The sequence below is a fragment of the Methylocystis sp. genome (assembly GCF_050251305.1).
Taxonomy (GTDB): Bacteria; Pseudomonadota; Alphaproteobacteria; order Rhizobiales; family Beijerinckiaceae; genus Methylocystis.
Genome location: NZ_JBFWNB010000041.1, coordinates 1 through 23,417 on the forward strand (window position 1 = coordinate 1; position 23,417 = coordinate 23,417).

Annotated in this window: 23 protein-coding genes and 1 pseudogene; 5 read left to right on the forward strand and 19 right to left on the reverse strand. The window is 61.9% G+C overall.

Annotation, left to right across the window (positions count from 1 at the left end):
- The 19 genes and pseudogenes from AB7F41_RS12865 to AB7F41_RS12955 form a co-directional block, all read right to left on the reverse strand.
- A partial coding sequence (locus tag AB7F41_RS12865) for a cytochrome b/b6 domain-containing protein (RefSeq protein ID WP_428406602.1) occupies positions 1-347 on the reverse strand: 347 nt, incomplete at its 3' end.
- 10 nt (positions 348-357) lie between these two features.
- Positions 358-2,217 (reverse strand): nickel-dependent hydrogenase large subunit, encoded by a 1,860-nt coding sequence (locus tag AB7F41_RS12870; protein ID WP_428384749.1) that lies wholly within the window; start codon positions 2,215-2,217, stop codon positions 358-360.
- A gap of 23 nt (positions 2,218-2,240) precedes the next feature.
- Positions 2,241-3,323: a hydrogenase small subunit gene (locus AB7F41_RS12875; protein ID WP_428384747.1), complete on the reverse strand. Its 1,083-nt coding sequence runs from the start codon at positions 3,321-3,323 to the stop codon at positions 2,241-2,243.
- Between the two features lie 213 nt (positions 3,324-3,536).
- On the reverse strand, positions 3,537-4,988 hold the full coding sequence (locus AB7F41_RS12880; protein WP_428384745.1) for a nickel-dependent hydrogenase large subunit: 1,452 nt from the start codon (positions 4,986-4,988) through the stop codon (positions 3,537-3,539).
- Positions 4,985-5,992, reverse strand: coding sequence for a HupU protein (locus AB7F41_RS12885; protein ID WP_428384743.1), 1,008 nt, complete (start codon positions 5,990-5,992; stop codon positions 4,985-4,987). The genes AB7F41_RS12880 and AB7F41_RS12885 overlap by 4 nt, the downstream gene beginning before the upstream one ends.
- The gene (locus AB7F41_RS12890; protein ID WP_428384741.1) at positions 5,989-7,371 is read right to left on the reverse strand and encodes a sensor histidine kinase; all 1,383 of its coding nucleotides are present in this window, start codon (positions 7,369-7,371) and stop codon (positions 5,989-5,991) included. Before AB7F41_RS12890 ends, AB7F41_RS12885 begins: the two co-directional genes overlap by 4 nt.
- Positions 7,358-8,800 (reverse strand): sigma-54-dependent transcriptional regulator, encoded by a 1,443-nt coding sequence (locus tag AB7F41_RS12895; protein WP_428384739.1) that lies wholly within the window; start codon positions 8,798-8,800, stop codon positions 7,358-7,360. The genes AB7F41_RS12890 and AB7F41_RS12895 overlap by 14 nt, the downstream gene beginning before the upstream one ends.
- Before the next feature lie 30 nt (positions 8,801-8,830).
- Positions 8,831-9,871, reverse strand: a complete 1,041-nt coding sequence (hypE, locus tag AB7F41_RS12900; protein WP_428384738.1) for a hydrogenase expression/formation protein HypE — start codon at positions 9,869-9,871, stop codon at positions 8,831-8,833.
- A gap of 8 nt (positions 9,872-9,879) precedes the next feature.
- A complete protein-coding gene (hypD, locus tag AB7F41_RS12905) occupies positions 9,880-11,025 on the reverse strand; it encodes a hydrogenase formation protein HypD (RefSeq protein ID WP_428384736.1) in 1,146 nt (381 codons plus the stop codon).
- Positions 11,022-11,252, reverse strand: a complete 231-nt coding sequence (locus AB7F41_RS12910; RefSeq protein ID WP_428384734.1) for a HypC/HybG/HupF family hydrogenase formation chaperone — start codon at positions 11,250-11,252, stop codon at positions 11,022-11,024. Before AB7F41_RS12910 ends, hypD begins: the two co-directional genes overlap by 4 nt.
- A complete protein-coding gene (gene hypF, locus AB7F41_RS12915; protein WP_428384732.1) occupies positions 11,243-13,525 on the reverse strand; it encodes a carbamoyltransferase HypF in 2,283 nt (760 codons plus the stop codon). Before hypF ends, AB7F41_RS12910 begins: the two co-directional genes overlap by 10 nt.
- A gap of 5 nt (positions 13,526-13,530) precedes the next feature.
- A complete protein-coding gene (gene hypB / locus AB7F41_RS12920) occupies positions 13,531-14,439 on the reverse strand; it encodes a hydrogenase nickel incorporation protein HypB (RefSeq protein ID WP_428384730.1) in 909 nt (302 codons plus the stop codon).
- Positions 14,439-14,780 (reverse strand): hydrogenase maturation nickel metallochaperone HypA, encoded by a 342-nt coding sequence (gene hypA, locus AB7F41_RS12925; RefSeq protein ID WP_428384728.1) that lies wholly within the window; start codon positions 14,778-14,780, stop codon positions 14,439-14,441. The genes hypB and hypA overlap by 1 nt, the downstream gene beginning before the upstream one ends.
- Positions 14,773-15,837, reverse strand: a complete 1,065-nt coding sequence (locus AB7F41_RS12930; protein WP_428406603.1) for a nickel-dependent hydrogenase large subunit — start codon at positions 15,835-15,837, stop codon at positions 14,773-14,775. The genes hypA and AB7F41_RS12930 overlap by 8 nt, the downstream gene beginning before the upstream one ends.
- Before the next feature lie 14 nt (positions 15,838-15,851).
- Positions 15,852-16,376 carry a [NiFe]-hydrogenase assembly chaperone HybE gene (gene hybE / locus AB7F41_RS12935; RefSeq protein ID WP_428384724.1) on the reverse strand — a complete coding sequence of 175 codons (525 nt, stop codon included), beginning with the start codon at positions 16,374-16,376 and terminating at the stop codon, positions 15,852-15,854.
- On the reverse strand, positions 16,360-16,578 hold the full coding sequence (locus tag AB7F41_RS12940; protein ID WP_428384723.1) for a rubredoxin: 219 nt from the start codon (positions 16,576-16,578) through the stop codon (positions 16,360-16,362). Before AB7F41_RS12940 ends, hybE begins: the two co-directional genes overlap by 17 nt.
- Positions 16,575-17,432: a hydrogenase expression/formation C-terminal domain-containing protein gene (locus tag AB7F41_RS12945; RefSeq protein ID WP_428384721.1), complete on the reverse strand. Its 858-nt coding sequence runs from the start codon at positions 17,430-17,432 to the stop codon at positions 16,575-16,577. Before AB7F41_RS12945 ends, AB7F41_RS12940 begins: the two co-directional genes overlap by 4 nt.
- Positions 17,433-17,435: 3 nt before the next feature.
- Entirely contained in the window at positions 17,436-17,873 is a 438-nt protein-coding gene (locus AB7F41_RS12950; protein ID WP_428384719.1) for a hydrogenase accessory protein, read from the reverse strand.
- 225 nt (positions 17,874-18,098) lie between these two features.
- Positions 18,099-18,372: pseudogene (locus tag AB7F41_RS12955) on the reverse strand (transposase); the annotation flags it as partial.
- Between the two features lie 200 nt (positions 18,373-18,572).
- On the opposite strand from AB7F41_RS12955, the gene AB7F41_RS12960 reads away from it, so the two are divergent.
- Genes AB7F41_RS12960 through tam form a run of 5 tightly spaced genes read left to right on the forward strand, consistent with a single transcriptional unit; the run spans position 18,573 to position 23,258 of the window.
- Positions 18,573-19,616, forward strand: coding sequence for a sulfate ABC transporter substrate-binding protein (locus tag AB7F41_RS12960; protein ID WP_428384717.1), 1,044 nt, complete (start codon positions 18,573-18,575; stop codon positions 19,614-19,616).
- Entirely contained in the window at positions 19,613-20,476 is an 864-nt protein-coding gene (gene cysT / locus AB7F41_RS12965) for a sulfate ABC transporter permease subunit CysT (protein WP_428384715.1), read from the forward strand. Before AB7F41_RS12960 ends, cysT begins: the two co-directional genes overlap by 4 nt.
- Positions 20,469-21,356 carry a sulfate ABC transporter permease subunit CysW gene (cysW, locus tag AB7F41_RS12970; RefSeq protein WP_428384713.1) on the forward strand — a complete coding sequence of 296 codons (888 nt, stop codon included), beginning with the start codon at positions 20,469-20,471 and terminating at the stop codon, positions 21,354-21,356. The genes cysT and cysW overlap by 8 nt, the downstream gene beginning before the upstream one ends.
- Entirely contained in the window at positions 21,265-22,449 is a 1,185-nt protein-coding gene (locus AB7F41_RS12975; RefSeq protein ID WP_428384774.1) for a sulfate/molybdate ABC transporter ATP-binding protein, read from the forward strand. The genes cysW and AB7F41_RS12975 overlap by 92 nt, the downstream gene beginning before the upstream one ends.
- Entirely contained in the window at positions 22,446-23,258 is an 813-nt protein-coding gene (tam, locus tag AB7F41_RS12980) for a trans-aconitate 2-methyltransferase (RefSeq protein WP_428384711.1), read from the forward strand. Before AB7F41_RS12975 ends, tam begins: the two co-directional genes overlap by 4 nt.
- Positions 23,259-23,417 lie beyond the last annotated feature (159 nt).

The window sequence follows — 23,417 nt, forward strand, 5'->3', positions numbered from 1 at the left end:
TCCTTCCAGAAGGAGGCGCGCCAGATCGGAACGTAATAGATCTGCCTGGAATGATCGTTGCCGACGAATGCCCAATAGCCGCGTAACAGAAAGCCGATCGCTAAGATCTGGCCGGCAGTGAAATGGGCGAAGCGGATATAGCCCATGACGAAATGCTGCGACGCCTCGCCGGCGACGGTCGGCAAGGGAGAGCCGATCAGATAGCCGGTGGCGATCAAAGCCAAGATGACTAGGGCGTTGATCCAATGCCAGAGGCGCACGGGCGCCTCATAGACATATACGGTTGGCCGCGCGACGGCCCTTTCGCTATGAGAATCGGCGACGTCGATGCGCGAAATGTCGGTCATGAAACCCTCCTCAGCGCACCTGCACCTTCGCCATTTCCTGCCCGTCCTCGCTCATCACATGCGTCGAACAGGCGAGGCAGGGATCGAAGGAATGGATCGTGCGCAGGATTTCGACCGGCTGCGCGGGATCGACCATGGGCGTGTTCATCAGCGAAGCCTCAAAGGCGCCGATATTGCCTGCGGGATCGCGCGGCGAGCCATTCCATGTGGTCGGCACGACGCATTGGTAATTATCGATCTTGCCGTCTTTGATCTTGATCCAATGCGCCAGCGCGCCGCGCGGCGCCTCAGTGAAACCGACGCCCTTCGTCTCTTTGGGCCAGCTTTTCGGCTCCCACTTCTCGACATTGGCGGTCGCAAGATCGCCGGCCTTGATATTGGCGATCAGCTTGTCGAAGAAATGCCGCATCTGATAGCCGGCCCATTGGCTCTCCAACGCGCGCGCCGCCGTGCGGCCGAGCGTCGAGAAGAGCGCGGAAGTCGGCAATTCGAGATCATGGAGCACTTTCTCGACCGGCTCCTTGAATTGCGGCTTGCCCTGCGCATAGCCGACGACCCAGCGCGCCAGCGGACCGACTTCCATTGCGTGGCCGCGCCAGCGCGGCGCCTTGATCCAGGAGTATTTGCCGCCTTCGTCGAGCTCGATGATATTGGTCTTCGTGCCTTTGGCGTTGGGACCCAGTTCATAATGCGGCTCGGTGACGCCATCCCAGGGGTGCAGCCCCTTGGTTTCGTCGCCGTATTTGTACCAGGAGTGCGTCACGAACTCCTGTATTTCCTCGGGGTCGCGATGATCGACGGGATGAATCTCGTCGAGCTTGCCGTTGATAATCGCGCCGCGCGGCAAAAGAAGATTCTTGTCCGTATAGTCATTGGCGTGCTCCGGAACGTCGCCATAGGCAAGCACGGATTTGCCGGAGAGGCCGCCGCCATAGAGCCAGCCCTTATAGAAGGAGCCGATGGCCATGATGTCGGGGATATAGACCTTGTCGTTGAATTCGATCAGTTGGTCGATAATGCCGTCGACAAGGTTGAGACGCTCCATATTGATCGCGCCGACTGCTCCGACGCCGTCGACATTGATCGCGCAGGGAACGCCGCCGACGAGCCAATTGGGATGCGGATTCTTGCCGCCGAAGATCGTGTGGATTTTCACGATCTCCTTTTGGAAGTCGAGCGCCTCAAGATAATGCGCCACCGCCATCAGATTGGCTTCGGGCGGCAGCCGATAGGCCTTGCTGCCCCAATAGCCGTTCTTGAAGGGACCGAGCTGGCCAGACTCGACAAACTTTTTCAGGCGCGTTTGCAAGTCTTTGTAATAGCCGGGGGAGGACAGCGGCCAGCTCGAAATCGACTGCGCAAGAGCGGAAGTGGCCTTCGGATCGGCGCTCAGCGCCGAGACCACATCGACCCAGTCGAGCGCATGAAGGTGATAGAAATGCACGATGTGATCGTGCACCTGCAGCGCGAGCTGCATGAGATTGCGGATCGAATTGGCGTTCTCGGGGATAGTGACGCCGAGCGCGTCTTCGACGGCGCGCACCGAAGTAAGCGCATGGGTGCCGGTGCAAACGCCGCAAATCCGCTCGGTGAAGGCCCAGGCGTCGCGCGGGTCGCGGTTCTTGAGAATGACTTCGATGCCGCGCCACATCGTCCCGGTCGAAACCGCGTTGCGGATGACATTGTCGGAATCGACATTCACCTCCACCCGCAGATGGCCTTCGATGCGCGTAACCGGATCGACGACGACGCGCTTGCCGCTGTTGTCGAGCCTGAACCCGTTCGGCGTATCGACGCCGGCGGAAGCCGTTGCGGCGACGGCGGGGGCCGCCTGGTCGGCGCTAATTTGAGAGATGCGCTGCTGCGTCATGGCGATTGTCCTGGAGAGCGGCGTCAAGCCGAGTGATCGTTGTTCTTCGAGACGATGCGCTTAACAGCAGTCGCCGCGGCATGCGTGACGACGGCCGCGCCGACGAGGCCCGCCGCCGCGAGGCCGATCTCGTCCGCGTTCTTCTCGACGCCGAATTGATGGATGTTCGTCAGCCGTTCATAGAAGGGGCCCTTGTCCCAGAAGCCCTCTTCCGAACAGCCAATGCAGCCATGGCCCGACTGGATGGGGAAAGACACGCCGCCGTTCCAGCGAACGGTCGAACAGGCGTTATAGGTCGTCGGCCCCTTGCAGCCCATTTTATAGAGGCAATAGCCTTTGCGGGCGCTTTCGTCGTCCCATTGTTCGACGAACTGGCCTGCATCGAAATGCGGCCGGCGGTAACATTTGTCGTGGATGCGCTGCGAATAGAACATATTCGGCCGGCCCTGCCGGTCGAGTTCGGGCAGTCTGCCAAAGGTCGTTATATAGGTGACGACGCCGGTCATGACTTCGGCGATGGGCGGGCATCCCGGCACTTTGATGATCGGCTTGTCGTGTATGACCTTGTCGATGGGCGTCGCCTGCGTCGGATTGGGCTTGGCCGCCTGTACGCATCCCCATGAGGCGCAGGCCCCCCAGGCGATGATCGCCATAGCGTCGTCCGCCATCCATTTCAGTTTTTCGACGAAAGGCTTGCCGCCGTCGATGCAGAACATGCCGCCTTCATTCAGCGGCGGATTGCCCTCGACCGCGAGAATATATTTGCCTTTGTATTTCTCTTTGGTCTCTTCGAGGATCGCTTCGGCCTGATGACCGGCGGCGGCCATGATCGTGTCGTCGTAATCGAGGGAGATCATCGACAGGACGACATCCTTCACGAGCGGATGCGCCGAACGGATGAAGCTTTCCGAGCAACAGGTGCATTCGAGTCCATGCATCCAGATGACGGGCGTGCGCTCCTTGGTCTCGAGCGCGTTGGCGATCTTCGCGGCGCCGATCGGGCCCATGCCGAGACTGGCGGCGGTCAGGCTGCAAAATTTCGTGAAGCTTCTGCGCGTCACCCCCTGTCGGCGGATGACGTCGTAAAAAGTCTCGATCGCGGCCATTCCGCTCCTCCTGATGGCGTCTTCGTCCCTTCATCGCGATCTGGCGTCGCGCTTTGTTTTCAGGCGAGCAAGGTCCGGGCCAAACGCGCCGGTTGATTGAAATTAATTTAATTCCAATAAGCTAGGAGGGATCGAACGCCGCCGCGCGGCGAATTTTCGCGCGAGAGCGGCTAGTGAATTTTCAATCGGCGGAAAGGCGCTTGCCAGCCTTCATCAATGCGCGGTGCAAACCATGCAGGGATCGAAAGAGCGGATGACATGCTGCACGGAAGCGGCGCGCGCGCCATGGCCTTCAAGCGGCGCGCCGACAAGCGCCTGCTCCACCGGGCCCGGCGCGCCAGACGCGTCGCGCGGCGAGAAATTCCACGTCGTCGGCGCGATGATCTGATAGGCGCGGATCTTTCCCTTCTGCGCGCCGAGCCAGTGGCCAAGCGAGCCGCGGGCCGCTTCGACGAGGCCGACGCCCTCGCCATTCCCTTCCAGCGGCGCCGAGGCGCAAAAAGGCTCGTTCAGCGCCAGCGACTTCGCCCAGGCTTCCGTCGCCTCCGCAACCAGTGCAAGCTCGATCAGACGCGCGACAACGCGCGCGAAGACATTGGAGCCGCGCGACCGCGCGAGCAGGGCGCGCACAAGCGGATGGCCGTGAACCGCAAGCCGCGCCAGCGCACCAACTTCCGCCGGTCGGCCCTGAAGACGCGGCGCCTTTGCGAAGGAATAGGCGCCGGGCTTGTCGACATAAGGCTCGGTGCGCGCAAGCGCCGGCTCTTCGGGACCGTCGCGCAAATAGGCATGCGACACGTCCTCGCGGATCGTATGGGGGTCGAGCGGCGACAGCGCGCCCGTGACGGGATCGAACACGCCTGCGTTTAAGAAAGCGTCCGCCTCGCAGCGATAAGCGCCATAGCTCATCAAGGGATTGTCGGCATGGCCGAGATTTTCGAGATCGAGCGCGCGCGCTATACGGCAAAAGACGGCGAAATCGCCCTCGGCGCCCTCCCCTTCGCAAAAGCGCTCCAGCTCTTCAGGCGTCTTGAGCGCGAGCGGCGCATCGAGCGACGCCGCGAACACCGCCGTTTCAAGAAAGCGACGAAAGTCGCGCGCAATCGCAACCAGTTGCGCCTTCTGCCCAAGATCGACCGCGCAGGTCGTTCCGCCCGGCTGGAACGCGAGACTATGCGGCCATTTGCCGGCGAGGAGCCCCATGATTTCGAGAAGACGCCGACGCGCCTGCAGAACCTCATTCGCCGACGCGCCTTCGATCGCCTTGAAGCGACGCAAGGCGGCCTTATGCCAGCTCTGGCCGGCATATTGCGCGCGCGCGAAATCCGGCATGAAGAAAATATAGAAATGCGTGAGATGATCGGCCATGTTCTCGGCGGCATGCGCGAGATTGGCCGCGACGATTCCATTATGCGCCGGCGCGACGCCATACAGCGCGCGCAGCGCCGCCGCCGCCGCCATGGATTGCGAGACCGAGCAAATGCCGCAGATGCGCGGCGCGATAGCAAGGGCGTCCGCCGGCGGGCGGCCGACAAGGATTTGCTCGAACCCGCGATAGAGCGGCGTCGTCACGCGGGCCGAAGCAACGGCGTCGTCCTCGATGTCGAGCGTTACTTCGAGATCGCCCTCGACTCGATTGAAAGGTCCGACAAGAAGACGCGTCATTCCTTCGGCTTTCTCGCGCCGCGCGGCGGCACGACAACATGATCGGCCGTCGCATTCTTGCGCACGCGCGGCGGCGTCGCGGATTTCGACAGCGCGGCGAGCGCCATGAACCAGGCTTTCGGCATATCGAGCGGCAGGCCGATCGGGACGCCGCCGATCTTCGGCGTGCGGTGGTAATCGCGAATATCCTCGAAGCTCGGCGAGGTGCAGGCGATGCAGGCGAAACCGCCTTTCGTGCATGAGCCGGAACCGTTCCAGCCGCGCTGATTGCAATCGCCAGCCGCCTGCGTCGCCTTGCATCCGAGATGCTCCATCAGGCAGCCGCGCTGCGACAGCGTTTCCGCGCTCGCCTTGAACTCATAGAATTCGTTGCGGCTGCACCCATGATGCGCGAGATGATCGGCATAGAATTTCGGCCGGCCCAGCGCATCGAGGTCATCGGCCGTCATGGCGTCGAGCGCCAACGCCGCGAGCGTCTCCATGATCCAGCCAGGATGCGGCGCACAGCCCGCCACATTGATGACCGGCAAACCGCGCCGCGAACGATAATCGGCGCCGAGCGCGCCGCCCGCGACAGCCTTGCGATACTGTAAACCGGCGGCGGCGGTCGGATCGGGATCCGCGACGGGAACGCCGCCAAAGGCCGCGCAGGAGCCGACAGCGACGCAATAATCCGCTTTGGCGGCAAGAGAACGCGCCCAATCGAGCATGGCGCGTCCCGTTCCGGCGAGCCGATTGAAAAAGCCCGTGCCATCGGGCCCGCAGAGAATCGCGCCTTCGATACACAGCGCATGAAGCGGCGTTTCGCCTGACTCTATCCGCTCAAGAACAACGCGCGCCTCGTCGCCGGTCTCCTCGCTCACGCTTGGATGCCACAGAAGATTGACGCCAAACGTCTCCAATTCGCGAAACCAGCCGCCCGACCCGTGTTCGAGCATCGACATGGTGCAGCCGCCGCAGCTCCCCGCCTGCAGCCACAATATGTTGAAAGCGCCTACGTTCATCGGCGTCCGTCCGCTACGTCCCGCGGCGGCGCGCTATTGATCGGCAGTTGGACAGTGAAAATCGCGCCGCCGCCCGGTCGATTGGCCGCCATGATCGAGCCGCCATGTTCCTTGACGATTGAATAGCTGATCCAAAGGCCAAGGCCGGTTCCTTCCCCCACGACCTTTGTCGTAAAGAAAGGCTCGAAAATCTTGTCGAGCACGACCTCGGCCAATCCACGTCCATTGTCCTCGACGACGATTTCCGCTCGGCCATTCGCCTTACGGATCGCGACGCTGATCCGGGGCGCGGCGACCTCCTTCGTCGCATCGAAGGCGTTGTCGATCAGATTGACCAGCACCTGATGAATTTGTCCCTCATGCCCGTCGACCACGACGCCTCTTTCGCAGTCGAAGGAAACCTCGGCGAGCGTCTTTTTGCTGCGCGCAGCCCAATTCGCCGCTGTGCGCGCGATACGTTCAAGATCGACGCGCTGGGTTTCGGCCGGGCGACTGAAAGAGAGGCGCCGCAAATTCCTTACAATGTCGCTGATGCGAACGGCGCCATCCATCATGCCTTCGATCAACGACGGAAGATCGGCGAGAATGGCGTCTATCCGGTAGCGGCGCCGCAACGCGTCGTCTTGCGTTCTTACGCTGGATTTCTCCAGATATTCCGCGAGCGCGCCGCGATATTTGTCGAGCGTATGGATATTGCCGTAAATGAAGCTGATGGGATTGTTGAGCTCATGCGCAACGCCCGCGACAAGGCGCCCGAGGCTCGCCATCTTCTCCTGTTCGATCAGCTTGCGCTGCGCCTGCTGTAATTCGAGATGGGCGACGTGCAACGCCTCATAGGCGCGTTTCAACTCGCCGATGGGGCGCCCGGTGAGCACGGCACCTACGCGCCGCCCTGTGTGATCGAAACGGGCCGAGCAATTGATCGCCATGAGATCGGATACGCCGCCCGCCGCGAGGAAACGCAGTTCGCATTCCGTGACCTTGCCCGCGACTCCTTCAGTCATTTTCTGCAAAGCCCCGGACCGGTCTTCCTCGATCAGAAAATCGGCAAGGCTCGCGCCGAGCAGCCTGCTTTCGCTCAACCCAGTGATTCGCTGAAAGGCGGGATTGACCTGAAGAATGCGGCCCTTCTCGTCGCAGACGACGAGAATATCGGATACGGAGGCGATGACGCTCGAAATAAACTGCTGCGCTTCCTCAAGCTCGGCGTTCTTGATTTCGAGATCGGACTCATAACGAATAAGATCGGAATAGACTTCGTCGACCTTATGAATGACTTCGAGCCACATATTCTCCGTCTGCGCGTCTTCGGGAAGCCCTGCGCTTTCGGACAGGAGATCGATCATATTCGCCGGACGAGAGATTCTACTCGTCGTCATCGCGCAGATCCCGCTCAACGCCATAGCGTTCGATCTTATTGCGCAGGCCGACGCGGGAAAGGCCAAGATCTTCCGACGCGCGGCTGATATTGCCGTCGAAACGGCGCAGCGCCTCTTCAATCATCTCGCGCTCCAGCGCTTCGACCCGCGTCTTGAGAATACGATCCGCCACCGCATGCCCATTCATCGGCCGCGGCGCGAGGATGCGCGGCGATAACAAATTCGCCGGCAGCGGCGCGTCATTTTCCGAAAGCGTCACCATGCGCTGAATTTCATTATGCAGTTCGCGCACATTTCCTGGCCAGTGGTAGCTCGCAAGGCGCGCCAGAGTCTCCGCCGCAAAGCCTTTGACGCCGCGCTTGAAGCTGCGATTGACGTCGACAAGGATACGCATCGCGATCAATTCGATGTCACGCGGCCGCTCGCAGAGCGGCGGCAAATGGATCGGAAAGGCGGCGATGCGATAATAAAGATCACGCCGGAATCGTCCGGCAGCGACTTCATCTTCCAGACTTCGATTCGTCGCCGCAATCAGGCGCACATTGACCTTGCGCTGCCGCTGCGCGCCAAGCGGGCGGATTTCGCCTTCCTGCAGCACACGCAGCAATCGCACTTGAAAGGCTGCTGAGGTTTCGCCGATTTCGTCGAGAAAGATCGAGCCTCCGTTGGCGAGTTCGAACAGGCCGACGCGATCCTGATAGGCGCCGGTGTAAGCGCCCTTCTTGCAGCCGAAAAGTTCGCTCTCCAGCAGTTCGTCGGGCAACGCGCCGCAATTCTGCACGACGAAGGGTTTGTCGGCGCGATCGGAGCCGTAATGGATTGCGCGGGCGAGAAGCTCCTTGCCCGTTCCCGACGCGCCGGTAATGAGCACCGAAATGTCATATTCCGTCGCCTTGCGCGCCAGCGCGACGACGGGCGCGACCGGGCTCTCCGGATGATGAATGATGCGGCTGAATTCGAACAGCCGCTGCTCCTTGCTCCGACGAGTCGCGATCTGCTCATTGAGCACCTCGGCGGCGGGTTTATTGTCAAGGCCGGCGCCGACTTCTTTCTGGTAGCGATAGAGCTGCGCCGCGTCGCGCACGCTGGCGATCAGCTTTTCCGGCTCCCATGGCTTGGTGATATATTGATAGATGCCGGCTTCATTGACGCCGGCGATGATATCTTCGGACTCGGTGTAGCCAGAGATGATGATGCGGATCGGATCTGGCCAGGCGACGCGGGCGCGCTTGAGGAAATCGACTCCGCTTTCGCCCGCCATTCTGTGATCGCAGAGAATGACCTGCACCAGTTCGCCGTCGAGAACGCCTTCCGCCTCCTTCGCTTTGGAGACGCAGATCACGTCGAATTCGTCGGCAAGGACGCGTTGCAACGCCTCGCGCGAACGAAGTTCGTCATCAATCACCAGCACGGTCGAAGAAGAAGTCATCGCGTCATCCGGTGCGCGGCGCGCCGCGCCTTAACATATGCGAGGAAGCTGCTCCCCTGACAGCCAATCGACGATACGCCCGCCGCCAAAACGCGTCGTCATCTCGACGAAATTCCGCTCGTCTTCAACGACATGGCCGATCACGGCCGCATCGCGTCCGAGCGGATGGGCGCGCATGGCTTCGAGCAGCGTCTCGGCGGCCTCCGGCGCGCATATCGCCATCAGCTTTCCCTCATTGGCGACATAGAGGGGATCGAGCCCCAGAAACTCGCAAGCGGCGGCGACCTGTGATTTTACTGGAATAAGCTCCTCGTCGATCGTGAAGCCGACATTGGACTGATGCGCGATTTCATTCAAAGCCGCGGCAAGGCCGCCGCGGGTCGGATCGCGCATGACGCGCAAGGCCCCGCCCGCCGCGCCGATCATCGCGGCGGTGAGTCCGTGCAGCGCTGAAGAGTCGGACAGAATTTCGACTCCGAATTCGAGATTTTCCCGTCGCGACATGATGGCGACGCCATGATCGCCCATGGAGCCGGAGACGAGAACGGCGTCGCCGGCGCGCGCTCGGTCGCTCGACAGCGACAGGCCGTCCGGCAAGACGCCGACGCCGGCGGTCGAGATGAAGACGCCGTCCGCCTTGCCGTGCTCCACGACTTTGGTGTCGCCCGTAACGATCGGCACACCGGCGGCGCGCGATGCGTCACCCATGCTTTGAGCAATGCGTTTCAAATCGCCGAGCGCAAAACCCTCCTCAATGATGAAGCTCGCGGAAAGATATTTCGGCGTCGCGCCCGCCACGGCGATATCGTTGATCGTCCCATGGACGGATAAGGAGCCGATATCGCCGCCGGGGAAAAACAGCGGCGAAACGACGTAGCCGTCGGTCGTCATCACGAGACGGCGGTGCTGCGCGTCGAGCGTCGCCTGATCGTCGTTGCGACGCAGCCAGTCATTGTCGAAGGCGTCGTGAAAAATATCGGCGATGAGCTGCGCCATGGCGCGCCCGCCGGAGCCGTGCGAAAGATCGACGCGTCCGTTCATCACGTCGAGCTTGCGTCGAATTGGCTTCATGACGAGGCTCATGAGGCCGCCCTTTCGATGCGCGCGCGGCTGCGGTCGCGAAATCGCCCATAGGCGTAATGCGCGGCGCAAGAGCCCTCCGACGACACCATGCAGGATCCCATCGGCGTCTCCGGCGTGCAAAGAGAACCAAAGAGCTTGCAATCCGTCGGCTTCTTTGCGCCGCGCAGAATGGCCCCGCATTCGCACGCCGGATTGTCGGCAGCCGCGACGGTGTGGATGTCGAAGCGCTTTTCCGCGTCGAAACCGGCGAACGCTTCGGCGAGACGCAGCGCGCTCTGCGGCACGAAGCCGAGACCACGCCATTCAAAGCTTTCGCGCAATTTGAAGACCTCATCCATCTCCTTTTGCGCTCTGGAATTGCCGTCGCGCGTCACGGCGCGGACATATTGATTTTCGATGACGCAACGGCCTTCATTGACCTGGCGGATAAGCATCAGGATCGATTGCATGACGTCTAGCGGCTCGAAGCCGGAAATGACCACGGGCTTCCCATATTCACGCGCGACGAATTCATAGGGCCGTGCGCCGATCACCGTGCTGACGTGAGCGGGGCCGACGATTCCGTCCAGCGGCGTCGCCTCGTCGCCCTCCCCCGCCAATATGGCGCGCATGGCGACGGGCGTCAGCACATGATTGCAGAAGACGGAAAAATTGCGCAGCCCTTGCGCTTTCGCCTGCTTGATCGCAAGCGCCGTCGGCGGCGTCGTGGTCTCGAAGCCGATGGCAAGAAAAACCACTTCGCGCGCCGGCTCGGCTTTGGCGATGCGCAAAGCGTCGAGCGTCGAATAAACCATACGGATGTCGGCGCCCGCCGCGCGCGCTTTCAGAAGACTCGCGCCGTGAGACGCCGGCACACGCATCAGATCGGCGTATGTGCAGAGCGTCACGCGCGGATCGGCGGCAAGCCTGATCGCATCATCGATGCGCCCTACCGGCAAGACGCAGACCGGGCATCCAGGGCCGTGGATCATCATGACATTGGACGGCAGCATATCCTCGACGCCATAGCGCGAAATGGCGTGGGTGTGGCCGCCACAGAACTCCATGAAGCGGTAGCTGCGCTCCATGTCGACCTCGGCGGCGATCGTCGCCGCGACGCCCTTCGCGAGTTCGGGATCGCGATATTCATCCACATATTTCATGACGGCGTCTCCATCGCCGCGGCGGCGCGCAGCAGCGCCAATGTGCGCTCGGCCTCCTCGGCGTCGATCTTCGACAAGGCGTAGCCGACGTGAACGACGACGAAATCGCCGATCTCTACGTTTTCCACCAGCGCGACGCTGATCGCTTTGGACACGCCGCCCATATCGATGCGGGCCATGCCGTCGCCAAGAAACTCCATCACTTGCGCGGGGATCGCTAGACACATAGGGCGGCATCCTGGGGTTGGGGAGATTGCGCGAGAGCGCGCGCGATCGCCGCCTGCCCCAGCGAGAGGCCGCCGTCGTTCGGCGGCAATCTTCGCGCGATGAGCGGACGCAGGCCGACGCTTCGCAGTCGCTCCATCAGGCATTCGGCAAGAACGCGATTCATCATGCAGCCGCCGCCAAGCGCGATCCTCTCGAGTCGTTGCTCTGACGCTGACTTCGCGACGAATTGCGCAAGACCTTCGATGAGCGTGCCGTGAAAGAGCTCCGCCCCTTCGCGGGGAGTCATGCGCTGTTCGACAAAAGCGTCGAGGAGCGGCGAGAAATCGAGTTCGTCCTCAGCGAGGCGAAAGCCTTTCTCCAATACGCGCGGCGCGACGACGAGCGCCTCCATCTCCATCGCCGCCTGAGCTTCATACTGCTGCCGCGTCGAAAGTCCGAGGAGAGCCGCGGCGGCGTCGAAAAGGCGGCCCATGCTGCTCGTCACGGGCGGCGCATATCCTTGCGCGATGAGGCGCGCCATCTCCGGCGCGCGTGGCTCAGTTGCAAAGAGCTGCGGCGCCGCGTCGAGCCGACCGAGCCTGAAGAGCGCGCCGACGCCCATCCGCCAGGGCTCGCGCGCGGCACGGTCGCCGCCCGGCGCCGGCAGCGGCGCAAGCCCGCCCAGCCGACGCCATGAGGCGCCGTCGAGACGCATCAACTCGCCGCCCCAGGACTGCCCGGCGTCGCCAAACCCATGCCCGTCAAGCGCGAGGCCGAGCGCCGGCGCCTCGACCCGATGCTCCGCGAGAACGGCGGCAAGATGCGCCGTGTGATGTTGCGCGCGGATAAGCGGCAATCCCTGCTCTTCCGCCCAACGCGTCGAATAATAATCGGGATGGAGATCGCAAGCGACAAGCTCCGGCGTCACGTCGAGAAGCTCGATGAGTCGCTGCGCCGTCTCGCGATAGAATCGCCCCGCCGCAGCGTTTGAAAGATCGCCAATATGTTGCGAGACGAAAGCTTCGCGGCCGCGAGTCACCGTGATCGTCGCCTTAAAGTGCGCGCCAGCGGCGACGACGCAGGGGCCGTCAGCGCCAAGTTCGATCGGCTCCGGCACGAAGCCGCGCGCCCGGCGCAAAAAGATCGGCGCGGCGGCGACGACGCTTATGACCGAATCGTCGATGCGCGTTACGATCTCGCGATCATGCGTCACGATCAGATCGGCGATCGACGCGAGGCGCTCTTGCGCCTCCTCATTGTCCTTCACCAGCGGATCGCCGCCGAGATTGGCGCTCGTCGCGACGAGGACGAGGTCTTGCGGCTCGTCGCGCCATGAGCGGGTCGCGGGGGCCCCCGCGGCCGCATGAAAAATGAGATGATGAAGCGGCGTATAGGGCAGCATGACGCCGATGCGATTGAGGCGCGGCGCGATGGCCGCGGCCAGAACGCCTCTGCTCTGCATCAGCACAATGGGCCGCGTCCTATCCTGGAGCAAGGCGAGCTCCTGATCCGTCGTGCGCGCGATAGTTGCGACAGAAGCGAGATTGCCGACCATAACCGCGAAGGGCTTTGCGTCCCGCGCCTTGCGACGGCGCAATTCCTCGACCGCTTCGCCGTTTCGCGCGTCGCACATCAAATGAAAGCCGCCGACGCCTTTTGTCGCGACAATCTTGCCGGCCCGCAGCGCCGCGACGATCTCCCCCGGCGAAGACGACAGCTGTGGTCCGCAGGCCGAACAGCAAATGGGCTCGGCGTGGAAGCGCCGGTTTGCCGGATCGCGATAGTCGCGCGCGCAAGCCGGGCACATGGCGAAGGACGCCATGGAGGTTTGCGCGCGATCATAGGGGAGCCGCCGCGTCAGCGTATAACGCGGCCCGCAATGCGTGCAGGTGACGAAGGGATAGAGATAAAAACAACTTGCCGGATCGAAGAGGTCGTCGAGGCATTCTTCGCAAACGGCCGCATCGGGAACGATGCGCGTCTCGGTCGGACCATCGACCGAGTCGAGAATGACAAAGCTCGAAGATTCGAGCGGCGCAAGTTCCTCGACATCGATCGCATCGACGCGCGCGAGCGGCGGCGGACGGCGCGATAACGCCTCGAGGAAAGCGTCGACGCGCTCGCCCTGGACTTCGAGGAGGACGCCGGCCGCATCATTCTTGACAAAGCCGTCGAGCCGCATGCGGGTTGCGAGATCATAGACGAAAGGCCGGAAGCCGACGCCCTGCACGGCGCCGCGCACGCGCACCCGCAGACGCTGCGGCGCTCTCCGTGCGGCATGCGCTTGGGCCATGCGCTTTACTCCGCAACCGCCATGCGCGCGGCGCGCGCCTCGATCCACGCATAGAAGGCCTGCATGCCTTCGCCGCTTCGCGCCGAAACGACAAGCGTCTGCAGATCTGGGTTGACGGTAAGCGCCGCCGCCATACAAGCGCCGACGTCGAAATCAAGATGCGGCAGAAGATCGGCCTTATTGAGCAGCATCAGATCGGCGGCGGCAAACATGTCGGGATATTTGAGCGGCTTGTCCTCGCCTTCCGTCACCGACAGCACGACAACCTTATGCGCCTCGCCGAGATCGAAAGCCGATGGGCAGACGAGATTTCCGACATTCTCGATAAAGAGCAACGCGTTCTTCTCTGGCGCGAGCGTGTCGATCGCATGGCCAACCATATGCGCGTCTAGATGACAGCCCTTGCCGGTGTTGATCTGCAAGGCGTGCGCGCCCGTCGCGCGAATGCGCTCGGCGTCATTCGCCGTCTGCTGGTCGCCTTCGATCACGACGATCTTGCGACGCGCCTTCAAATCCTCGATCGTGCGCACCAAAAGGCTGGTTTTTCCCGAGCCGGGACTGGAAACGAGATTCAGCGCGAAATTGCCGTTGGCCGTGAGGCGATGCCGGTTCTCGCGCGCATAGGCGTCGTTCTTGGACAGAATATCCCGCTCGATTTTGACGATGCGCTCCTGACTGAGGCCGGGCGCATGGACGCCTGCTAGTCCGGCGCCGTAATGGATCGAACCGTCGCCATGGCTCTCTCCGCCATGGTGATGATGGTCATGATGGTGATGGTGATGGTCATGACCGTGATCATGCTCATGGCGATGATGATGGCCATGGGCGGCGTCATCATGCGAATGGGCTTCGCTCTTTTGGGCCTTGTCCTTGTCTTCGACGACGCTCGTTCCGCAACCGCAGACTGTGCACATCAGGCGACCTCCAGTTCGATGAGGCGAAAATCATCGCCCCGCGTCATTTGAACGCGATGGCGTCCGCATTCTGGACAAGCCCCGAAACGCTCGGTCAACGCGACTTCCTTGCCGCAATCGAGACACCAGCCGGCGCCGGGGATGTCCTCCAAATCCAGTACGGCGCCCTCGCACATCGAGCCTCGAACCACCGCGTCGAAGCAAAAGCGCAAAGCGTGCGCATCGACATGGCTCAGGGCGCCGACGGCGACGCGCAAGACGGCGATGCGGCGCGCGTCAGCCTTGCGCGCCTCCTCTTCGGCGAGATCGACGAGAGCTTCCATCAGCGACATTTCATGCATGCTGCGCCTCGAGAAGTCTGATATCGTAAGATGCGCAGGGATCGAACAGCGCCGCAAGCGTTGCTACAATCCGACGCGGGTCGCCGACATTGAGTTTCGCCGCCGCCAGCGCCTCGACGAAAGGCCCCGCGGGATGGAAGTTCCACTCCGTCGGCGCAAGAATATCATATGTCTTTACGGCGCCCGATGCGTCGAGTTCGACGCGATGGAACAGAAATCCGCGTGGCGAATCCACCATGGCGAAGCCCTCGCCGGGCTGGCTCGAACGCGCGACGACGAGATCTTCTTCGCCCGCCAAGGGCTCCCTATACGCCAGCGCGTCTAAGGCATAAGCGATGTCGTAGAAGCGCGCTTGAAGCCTTGCCGCCAGAAGCCCGATATCGCGGCTAAGGCGCGCGAAATGACGCGCGAAAGCGCCCGTTTCGACGATGCGTCCCGGCAAATGCGGGCGGCTAAGAAAATCGGCATCTCTCCCCTCCAATGCGAGATGCACTGTCTCGACGTCGCCAATCGCGAGAAAATCGGCGCGCTCCCGCCAGGGCGCGATTTGCCCATTCTGCAGGACGTCGCGCCATAATTCGCCGAGCCACGCGCGCGGCGCTCCATCACCTAACGGCGCGCCCACTTCGCTTGCGGCTTCTTTCAAGGCGATATGGAGAGAACGACCTTCTTCCTTCTCGGCGGCGCGCGCGATTGTCAGCGCTTGACGCAAGGCGGGCAGATGCGCGAGGCGTCTCGGGTCGCTTTTTTCGCCCGGCCAATCCAGCATGCTGGCGCGTAAGTGTTCGGCGACGCGTTCAGCATAGAGCATACGTCGCCAACGCCAGCGCAAGGCGTCGGATAAGTGCAGCGATTGCGCCGCCGCCACCGCCGCCTCGCTCGCAACGAGCTGAGACGCGGCGCAAAGGGTGAAGATGGAGCCGATCAGGCGCGGCGCGTCATTCGCCGCCTTCCCACGAAGAAGCCGCGTGGCGTCGACTTGTCGTCTCGGCATGACCTTCGCCTCTCCTACCCTCTCCTCGATCCGCGTCACCTCGACGCCGATGCTGGTCGACATCTCCCGTAACTCGCTCATGACGCGATATTCGCCAAGCCGCGCTTCGCGCCGAAGAGGAGCGAACGCCGATCCATCGTGGGGGACTTCCTCGCCGCGGCGTCGCGCGCATCCTCCGGCGCGGAATCGAACAATTCGTCGAGCGCGGCGACCGCGACCGCGTGAGCGGCCGCGTCATCGACAAAGTCGTCCATCGGTGAAAAGAGCGAGCAGCTGTCGACCCGGCCGAACCCGTCGAGGCGTCCGACTATGAAGCCGACGCGCCCAGCGGGCAACGGCCAATAGGCGGTTTCCCCGACAGGTCGTGGCGCGAGTTCATCGGAGCCGGCCGCACAGATCATGAGATTCATGAACCAGGGCGTGAGTATGACGCCAAGCGCGTGCTCGCCATAGGAGCGGAAGCCGATCGCCGCAATATCAAGGCGCGGATTGCAGATCGGCAGATCGCGCATCGTCTCATGGACACGCCTGAAATGGTCGGCGAGCCGCGCCCCCGCAAGGACGGCCGCCGCGTCGCGAACGGGATCAGTCGTCGCGCTCATCGGCGAGCCTCATGAATTTCGCTTGCGGCGCGTCGCAGTTGGGACAGCGCCAATCGGCGGGCAATGCGCCGAAGGATGTGCCGGGCGGAATCTGCCAGACGTCGTCGCCAAGCGCGGGATCATAGACATGCCAGCATACGCCGCATTCCATTTTGGCATTTGCGCCGGCGTCGCGCGACGCGTCGAAATTCTCGAAGCTCATTGGAAATAGGCCTCGTAGATCTCGCGAAGCCGTTCGCTCGAATCGCGGAAATCCTCGGTCGCCGCCAAAGCGACGACAGGCACGTCGCCGATTTCCAGCGTATCGAGGACGATCTCGTCCATGGCGTTGAAATATTGCACGGACCAGACGTGGCGCGTCGCCGTCGCATGAACGCGGCATTTGCCATAGCCGCGCGACAGAAGCCCCACAGGGCCTTCTCCGAGCGAGGCCTGTAGAAAGCCCATATCCTCCGGCGTCATCGGAAAAAGCAAAAAATTGATGGTGTGCGTTTTGTCTCCCGGCGCAAACGCGCCGACGCGGGCGCGGATTTCCGCAAGCAGCGGCATGACGTTCATCGCGCCTTCCGGCGCTTCGCCAAATGAAACATCGCGCGCATTGACGATCGCCGCGCGCTTCACGACCTCGGGAATGGCGCCGATCTCGAGATAATCGCCGATCGGCCGATCGTCGGCGCCGCTGAAGCGCACGCGCCAGAGGCCGGCCATCGTCGATTCCGCGATTTGCGCCGTGACGCCGTCCGGCAGCGCAACGACCCCGCTCACCTCGCCCGCGCCGAGCGCTTGGTCGAGGAGCTCGCGCTCATCCCGGGTGCGGTCGGTGATGTCGAAGAGTCGGCCCTGCTCTTCGGCCTTCTGACGGGCGAGAGCGTCCGCCAAGTCGAGAAGCAGGTCTCCAACGCCGGCGCAACGACGGATGAGATCTTCGGATTCCCTATTCGCGAGCTTGCCGGGACGAAGCCCCGTCCCAGTGGAAAGGGCGTCGTCGGGTCCGATCGGCATGACCGTCATCGCCTCTTCCGCGCCTTCCGGCGCCACCCAAAATCCTGCCTTCATGGCTCAGGCTCCGCCGCTGAAAGAAATCTCTACTTGGGGCCTTTTCGGTCCCGCAAGCGCTGGCGCGGAAGGGTCGAGAAAACCCTCGATCTTCGCGATGTAATCAGCCCAGTCCCAGATTTTCGGCAGGACGCCGACCGGCTCGCGCCCGCGCATGACGACGAGGCTTGGCGAGACATAGGCGTGAAGCCGTGCACGCAGTCCTTCTTCGGCGTCAGGCGCGATCACCGCGCCGCGCAGGCGGGGAAAGAAATGCGAAAGCAGCTCCGGCAGCACCACCGCGACATCGCCAGTCTCGAGCCGGTTCTGGCCATCGCCGGAAAAGAACAGGAGAACTTGGACGCGCGCTTTCGATGCGCCGACAAGAAAATCGTCGAGACACAGGTCGTCAACGACCGGCAGCCGCGCCCGCTCGATCAGGCGCAGCATCAAAGGCGACATAGGCGCACCTCCATTGTCTTTTTTTGGAGAAGCAGCAATGAAGGCGCCAAGCGCCTGACCATGGCGCCTTCTTATGCTCGATACTGAAATTGAAGGGCTTTTTACGGATTCAAATTCACGCGCCGCTGCTTAAGCGGAAACAATCTTTTCTTCATGATAAGAATGTTTTCAGTATAGGAAGCCAAAAGTGGTCTGGCCCCCTGGAAAATGGTCCTCCGTGAGGCATGGCTTTTGGAGGACGCAAAGCTCGGCGCCCTGCGCTTTGGCCGCCTCGGCGACGTTGTCGCCCGTATAGCCCTGATCGACATAGATTAGTTCGCCGCTCTCGCCCGTCGCCTTCTGCACGGCGGCTAGCTTGCCGACCTCGGCGCGGTCATCGACATTCGCCGGCGTCACATGCAGGGCCAGACAATGTCCCGGAGCATCAACCGCTATGGAGCTTGGAGCAGCGCTTTCGCTTGGTCCCGTCATAGCCAGCGCGCGGCCAACTTTCCGGCGTCGAGCCAGTTCAACCCGCTCACGGCTGCGTTCTTCTTGGCTCCCGCGGTTGCCTAACCTCTCGGGTAAGGCTCGGCTTTTACGTTCACACCCGCTTCCCTGACTCATTAAAAAAAGCCTTGCCATCTTGGTGTTTTTCCGCTTGCCTATTTAGAATATTTAGTCTATCTATATTATAGATTTTATAGAGAGGAAGTTGATATGAAGAGGCAAGGAGTTGGAGAAAAGCGTGTTGGAGTAGCGATTTTCGGCGGCTTGCTCGCGCTCCTATTGCTGGCGAGCGCGCATTCTCAAGCGGGTCAGACGTTCTTGAATGTTTCTTATGACCCCACGCGTGAACTCTACAAAGCGATCAATCCGGCGTTCGCGGCGGATTGGAAAGCCAAGACCGGCGAAACGATCGAAATTCAGGCGTCGCACGGCGGGTCCGGGGCGCAGGCGCGCGCGGTGATTGAGGGGCTGGATGCGGACGTCGTGACGCTGGCGCTTGCCGCCGACATTGACGCAATCGCCCGCAAGAGCGGCAAGATTGCTGTCGACTGGCAAAAGCGCCGGCCCCATAACTCTTCGCCCTATACCTCGACGATCGTGTTTCTCGTCCGCAAGGGCAATCCGAAAGCCATCAAGGATTGGGACGATCTGGCGAAACCCGGCGTCGCGGTGATTACGCCCAATCCCAAGACGTCCGGCGGCGCCCGCTGGAATTATCTCGCCGCCTGGGGCTACGGGCTGAAAAAATTCGATGGCGACGAAGCGAAGACAAAAGTCTTCGTCAAAGCGATCTACAAGAACGCGCCGGTGATGGACACTGGCGCACGAGGCTCGACGATCACCTTCGCTCGGCGCGGCATCGGCGACGTTCTCCTCGCGTGGGAGAACGAAGCCTTCCTTGCGCTTAAGGAGTTCGGGAGCGACAAGTTTGAGATTGTCACGCCGAAGCAATCGATTCTGGCGGAGCCGCCGGTCGCCGTCGTTGACGCCAACGCCGACGCGAAAGGCAACAGACAACTCGCCGAAGCCTATCTCGATTTCCTCTATTCGCCGCCAGCGCAGGCGGTCATCGCTCGCAATTTCTATCGCCCCGTTCATCCGGAATATGCAGCGAAGGAAGACGTGAAGAAATTCGCCAAGATCGAATTCATCACCGTCGACAAAACCTTCGGCGGCTGGGCGGCGGCGCAGAAGAAGCATTTCGCCGACGGCGGCATCTTCGACGAGATTCAGAAACAAGAGATGACAAGGTGACCTCCCCGAGCCTTGTCAGCAAAAACGCTCGGCGCTTCACGGCGCCGAGCGTCATTCCTGGCTTCGGCCTGACCTTTGGCTACACGCTGGTCTATCTCGGCCTGATCGTCTTGTCTCCGCTCGCCACGCTTATCTGGTGGTCGTCGGAGCTCGGACTTTCCGGTCTCTACGCCATCGCCTCTGAGCCACGCGTCGCAGCGGCTTTGCGCACCACGTTCTTCATCTCCTTCGCCGCCGCGGTCGTCGATCTTTTCTTCGGGCTCATCGTGGCCTGGACGCTCACGCGATATGATTTTCCGGGCCGCCGACTGCTCGACGCGTTCGTTGATCTGCCCTTTGCGCTGCCGACTGCAGTCGCAGGCATTTCGCTTGCTGCGCTTTATTCTCCTAACGGTTGGTTTGGCGCGTCGCTTGCCGACTTTGACATCAAGATCGCCTTCACCCGTTGGGGCATTTTAGTCGCGCTCGTCTTCATTGGCCTGCCCTTCGTGGTGCGCACTGTGCAGCCGATTATTTCCGAGCTCGAAGTCGAATTGGAGGAAGCCTCCGCCACACTTGGCGCGCGCCGGATGCAAACGGTGATCCATGTGATGTTGCCGCCCTTGACGCCGGCGTTGTTGACCGGCTTCGCGCTCGCCTTCGCCCGCGCTATCGGCGAATACGGCTCGGTGATCTTCATCGCGGGAAATATCGCTTACGTCTCAGAGATCGCGCCGCTGATCATCGTTGAGAAGCTTGAACAATATGATGTCGCGGGCGCAACCGGCGTCGCGACGATCATGCTGGCGGTCTCCTTCGCCGCGCTGCTGCTTATCAATCTGATCCAGGCGTGGAGTCGCCGGAGGTTCGGCCATGTCTGAGTTCGCGGTGATTCCCGTTGCACGTCGCCGCGCCAAATACCGGCCGGTCACCGAGGATCCGCCGCTTGCGCGCTATGCGCTCATTGCGACGGCGGTGCTGTTCTTAGCTCTCTTCCTTTTGGCGCCGCTCGCAATCGTCTTCGTCGAAGCCCTTAGCAGGGGTCTTGAACCGTTTCTCGCAGCGTTCCGTGATCCAGATGCATTCGCCGCCATCCGTTTGACGCTTCTGGTCGCCGCGCTCGCGGTGCCGGCCAATCTCGTGTTTGGGCTCGCGGCGTCGTGGTCGATCGCCAAGTTTTCGTTCCCCGGGAAAAGCATTCTTGTCACGCTGATCGATCTTCCTTTCTCGGTGTCGCCTGTCGTCGCGGGCCTCGTCTATGTGCTCGTTTTCGGCGGTCAGGGCCTTTTCGGTCCCTGGCTCGCCGAACATGGCGTGCGGATTATCTTCGCCGTTCCGGGCATCGTTCTCGCGACGATGTTCGTCACCTTTCCTTTCGTTGCGCGTGAACTGATTCCGTTGATGCAGGAGCAGGGCAGGGTCGAGGAGGAGGCGGCGCTCACGCTGGGTGCCTCCGGCTTCAAGACTTTCCTCACGGTGACGCTGCCCAACATCAAGTTGGGACTGCTCTATGGCGTGCTGCTCTGTAACGCCCGCGCCATGGGAGAGTTCGGCGCCGTTTCCGTCGTATCGGGCCACATCCGCGGCCTGACCAACACAATTCCGCTTCAGGTGGAGATACTTTACAATGAATACAACAATGTCGCCGCGTTCGCTCTCGCAGTTCTTCTTGCAGGGTTGGCGCTCATCACGCTCGGGTTCAAGACCTTCCTCGAATGGCGTCACGCTGACGAACGCTCCGGACGCGCACGACGACACTAAAACGCGTAAGCGCGGCGCCGCCATCCGTATTGAAGGAGTCGAGCAGGACTTCGACGCCTTTCCGGTGCTGCGCGACGTCAGCCTCGATATTCAACCAGGAGAACTTGTCGCCCTACTGGGGCCTTCAGGCTCAGGCAAGACCACGCTGCTGCGGGTGATCGCCGGCCTCAATTCTCCCGACCGAGGGCGCGTCCTCTTCGACGGCGAGAACGCGACCAATCTCCCGGTGCAGGATCGTCATGTCGGGATGGTTTTTCAGAACTATGCGCTTTTCAAACATATGACCGTCGCCGACAATATCGGCTATGGTCTGAGAGTGCGCTCCAGACGCACGCGTCCGTCTCGGCCGGCGATCAAGGCGCGCGTCGCGGAACTCTTGCAATTCGTTCAACTCGACGGGCTTGGCGGCCGTTATCCAGCGCAGCTTTCTGGCGGCCAGCGTCAACGCGTGGCGCTCGCGCGGGCGCTGGCGATCGAGCCGCGCGTGCTGCTTCTGGACGAACCCTTTGGCGCGCTCGATGCGCGCGTGCGCAAGGATTTGCGCCGCTGGCTGCGCGACATCCATAAGCAGACGGCTTTGACGACGGTCTTCGTCACGCATGATCAGGACGAGGCCATGGAGCTCGCTGATCGGGTCGTCGTTCTCAACGAAGGCCGTATCGAGCAGATCGGCACGCCTGAAGAGCTTTACGACCGGCCAGCTTCGCCTTTCGTCATTTCCTTCGTCGGTGAAGCGGTCGCGTTGCCGGTCACCATCGCCGACGGCCACGTCAAATTCGGCGGCCGCGAATTGCACATCGACACCCATGGCTTGCGCAGCGGACCGGCGAGGGTCTTCTTCCGCCCGGCGGATATCGCGGTCGCGGCTAACGGAGCCGGCGACCTCGAAGGCCGCGTCGAAAGCCTGCGACGCACGCCTGCCGGCGTTCGCGCCACCATCGCCATTGACGGCTATGACCAGACCCTCGAAATCGATTCGCCGCTCGAACGTTCGGCGGCTCTCGGCGGACGCGTGCCGCTTTCATTCACGAAAGCGCGGATCTTTCCGGCGGACGAGAACGGCGATTATGTCAACGCCGGAGACGGAATTTGAGTCCTGTTCTTGCCGAAAGGATCGAAGAGGGTGGCGCGACGAACGACTGGAATTCGTCGCTCTATCTGAAATTTGAAGCGGAGCGCACGCGCGCCGCTCGCGATTTGCTGGCGCGCGTGCCCTATTGCGACACGCATCGTGTTTTCGATCTCGGATGCGGACCTGGCAACAGCACGCAGCTTCTCGCCATGAGCTTTCCGGAGGCCGAAATCGTTGGGCTCGATAAATCCGACAACATGCTGGCGGTCGCTCGTGCACGTACGCCAACAGCGACCTTCATCAAAGAGGACATTGCGCATTGGCGTCCCTCGGAGCACGCCGATCTCATCTTCGCCAATGCGGCGCTGCATTTTCTGCCTGACCATCGCAGCCTGATGACAAGGCTGCTCAGCTATCTTCGGCCCGGCGGGCGGCTCGCCGTCCAGATGCCGAACAATACGCATGAGGTTTCACACGCGGCGATGCGCATGGTCGCGGCGGACGGGCCGTGGGCGTCTCGGCTGTTGCCGGTCGCTAAGTCGATCATGGTGCTCGGCCCGCTCGAGGAATATTACAATCTGCTCGCGCCGCTCTGCAGCACGATCGACATTTGGCAGACAGTCTATGTTCATCCCCTCGACGGCCCTGACGGGGTCGTCGAATGGTTCGAAGGATCGGGCCTTCGCCCATTTCTCGATCTACTCGACGGAAATGAGCGCATAGAATTTTTGGCGCGCTACAGAGAGAGGCTGACCCAAGCCTATCCACGGCAGCCCAATGGCAAGGTCCTTCTCGGTTACCCGCGACTGTTCTTTGCGCTGCAGAAATAACGCGACACAACTCGCGGAACGCCGTTAGATCCCAACCTTCAATCCTGTTCAACATGATCGACTGTGACATCGCTGCAACGGTTAAGCTCGACCTCACATTATAGATAGACTCCGATTCAATGGCTCCCGCGGCGTCAATGCAGACAGTTGGCAGAGGAG

Coding starts and splice junctions, on each gene's coding strand:
- AB7F41_RS12895 (WP_428384739.1), bottom strand. CDS start 8,800: ATGACTTCTTCTTCGACCGTGCTGGTGATTGATGACGAACTTCGTTCG.
- hypE (WP_428384738.1), bottom strand. CDS start 9,871: ATGAAGCCAATTCGACGCAAGCTCGACGTGATGAACGGACGCGTCGAT.
- hypF (WP_428384732.1), bottom strand. CDS start 13,525: ATGGCCCAAGCGCATGCCGCACGGAGAGCGCCGCAGCGTCTGCGGGTG.
- AB7F41_RS12885 (WP_428384743.1), bottom strand. CDS start 5,992: ATGAACGTAGGCGCTTTCAACATATTGTGGCTGCAGGCGGGGAGCTGC.
- AB7F41_RS12910 (WP_428384734.1), bottom strand. CDS start 11,252: ATGTGTCTAGCGATCCCCGCGCAAGTGATGGAGTTTCTTGGCGACGGC.
- AB7F41_RS12940 (WP_428384723.1), bottom strand. CDS start 16,578: ATGAGCTTCGAGAATTTCGACGCGTCGCGCGACGCCGGCGCAAATGCC.
- AB7F41_RS12945 (WP_428384721.1), bottom strand. CDS start 17,432: ATGAAGGCAGGATTTTGGGTGGCGCCGGAAGGCGCGGAAGAGGCGATG.
- AB7F41_RS12875 (WP_428384747.1), bottom strand. CDS start 3,323: ATGGCCGCGATCGAGACTTTTTACGACGTCATCCGCCGACAGGGGGTG.
- AB7F41_RS12870 (WP_428384749.1), bottom strand. CDS start 2,217: ATGACGCAGCAGCGCATCTCTCAAATTAGCGCCGACCAGGCGGCCCCC.
- cysW (WP_428384713.1), top strand. CDS start 20,469: ATGTCTGAGTTCGCGGTGATTCCCGTTGCACGTCGCCGCGCCAAATAC.
- AB7F41_RS12880 (WP_428384745.1), bottom strand. CDS start 4,988: ATGACGCGTCTTCTTGTCGGACCTTTCAATCGAGTCGAGGGCGATCTC.
- AB7F41_RS12950 (WP_428384719.1), bottom strand. CDS start 17,873: ATGTCGCCTTTGATGCTGCGCCTGATCGAGCGGGCGCGGCTGCCGGTC.
- hybE (WP_428384724.1), bottom strand. CDS start 16,376: ATGAGCGCGACGACTGATCCCGTTCGCGACGCGGCGGCCGTCCTTGCG.
- hypA (WP_428384728.1), bottom strand. CDS start 14,780: ATGCATGAAATGTCGCTGATGGAAGCTCTCGTCGATCTCGCCGAAGAG.
- hypB (WP_428384730.1), bottom strand. CDS start 14,439: ATGTGCACAGTCTGCGGTTGCGGAACGAGCGTCGTCGAAGACAAGGAC.
- AB7F41_RS12930 (WP_428406603.1), bottom strand. CDS start 15,837: ATGTCGACCAGCATCGGCGTCGAGGTGACGCGGATCGAGGAGAGGGTA.
- hypD (WP_428384736.1), bottom strand. CDS start 11,025: ATGAAATATGTGGATGAATATCGCGATCCCGAACTCGCGAAGGGCGTC.
- AB7F41_RS12890 (WP_428384741.1), bottom strand. CDS start 7,371: ATGACGACGAGTAGAATCTCTCGTCCGGCGAATATGATCGATCTCCTG.
- AB7F41_RS12960 (WP_428384717.1), top strand. CDS start 18,573: ATGAAGAGGCAAGGAGTTGGAGAAAAGCGTGTTGGAGTAGCGATTTTC.